General features: G+C 65.5%; 2 protein-coding genes. Both read right to left on the reverse strand.

The window, feature by feature from the left end:
- Positions 1-665, reverse strand: a 665-nt coding sequence (locus tag EOA79_RS31940; RefSeq protein ID WP_206639299.1) for an ATP-grasp domain-containing protein, incomplete at its 3' end; no start/stop codon positions are given.
- Between the two features lie 17 nt (positions 666-682).
- Positions 683-1,631, reverse strand: a 949-nt coding sequence (locus EOA79_RS31945) for a CoA ester lyase (RefSeq protein WP_164894067.1), incomplete at its 5' end; no start/stop codon positions are given.

Consider the following 1,631-nt stretch of genomic DNA (forward strand, 5'->3'; position numbering starts at 1 on the left):
CGATGCTGGAGATCAATCCGCTGGTGGTGACCCGCGACGAGGCTGCCGTCGCGGGTCACCACCAGCGGATTGATCTCCAGCATCGAGGCGTCGTAGTCGCGGAACACCTGATAGCAGCCGAGGATGGTCTCGGTGGCCTTGCCGATCAGGTTGCTTTCAAGTCCGAGGCCGAAGGCGATCTCGCGCGCCTGGAAGCCCTGCATGCCGACGCCCGGATCGACGGCGGCGCGGATGATGGAATCCGGCTTCTTTTCGGAGATGTCCTCGATCTCCATGCCGCCGGCGGCCGATGCCACGATCATGACGCGCTCTTCCTTGCGGTCGAGCACGAAGCCGAGATAGAGCTCCTGCGCGATGTCGACGGCTTCCTCGAGATAGAGGCGCGAGATCAGCTTGCCGCGCGGGCCGGTCTGCTGGGTGACCAGCTTGCGGCCGAGCATTCCCTCGGCGGCGTTGGAGATCTCCTCGTCGTTGGAGCAGAGCTTGATGCCGCCGGCTTTGCCGCGCGCGCCGGAATGGACCTGCGCCTTCAGCACCCATTTCGAGCCGCCGATCTCGCGCGCCCGGTAGGTCGCCTGCTCGGGGCTGTAGGCAAGGCCGCCGCGCGGGACATGCACGCCGTGGCGGGCGAGCAGTTCCTTGGCCTGGTATTCGTGAATGTCCATCTTGTCCTCCCGGTAATCTAATGCGCTGCGCTATGCGCCTGGCTGGCGCGCTCGATCGCCTCGCTCACCACCAGAACATTGCGTGCCATGCGTTCCGAGGCAGCGTCGATCATCTTGCCGTCGAGCGCCGCCGCGCCCTTGCCGAGCGCCTCCGCTTCCTTGAGCACTTCAAGGATGCGGCGAGCGCGGGTGACCTCCTTTTCCGGCGGCGAGAACACGTCGTTGGCCAGAGCGATTTGCGACGGATGGATCGCCCATTTGCCTTCGATGCCGAGTGCGGCGGCGCGCCTGGCGGCTGCTGTGAAACCTTCGGGGTCGGAGAAATCGCCGAACGGTCCGTCGATGGCGCGCAAGCCATAGGCGCGGCAGGCGACAGTCATGCGCGACAGGGCGAAATGCCACTGATCGCCGGGATAGTCAGGGTTGAGGCCGCCGATGTTGACGGTGCGCGCCTTGTTGCTGGCGGCGTAATCGGCGACGCCGAAATGCATCGCTTCGAGCCGGCCGGGCGTGGCGGCGATCGCCTCGACATTGGCCATGCCGAGCGCGGTTTCGATCAGCGCTTCGAGACCGACCCGGGTCTTGAAACCCTTGGCCATCTCGATCTGGTTGACCATGGCCTCGACCATATAGAGGTCCGCCGGCACGCCGACCTTCGGCACTAGGATAGTGTCCAGCCGGTCGCCGGCCTGTTCCATGACGTCGACCACGTCGCGGTACATGTAGTGGGTGTCGAGGCCGTTGATGCGCACCGACACGGTCTTGCCCTTGGCGCGCCAATCGATGTCGTTCAGCGCCTGGATGATGTTCTTGCGCGCGCGCTCCTTGTCGGGCGGCGCCACCGCGTCCTCGATGTCGAGGAAGACGAAGTCGGCGGCGCTGTTCGCCGCCTTGTCGATCATTTCCGGGCTGGAGCCGGGAACCGCCAGCTCGCTGCGCTGGAGCCTGAGCTTCTTGAGGTGGTTG

It is taken from the genome of Mesorhizobium sp. M1A.F.Ca.IN.020.03.2.1 (assembly GCF_004023205.1).
Lineage (GTDB): Bacteria > Pseudomonadota > Alphaproteobacteria > Rhizobiales > Rhizobiaceae > Mesorhizobium.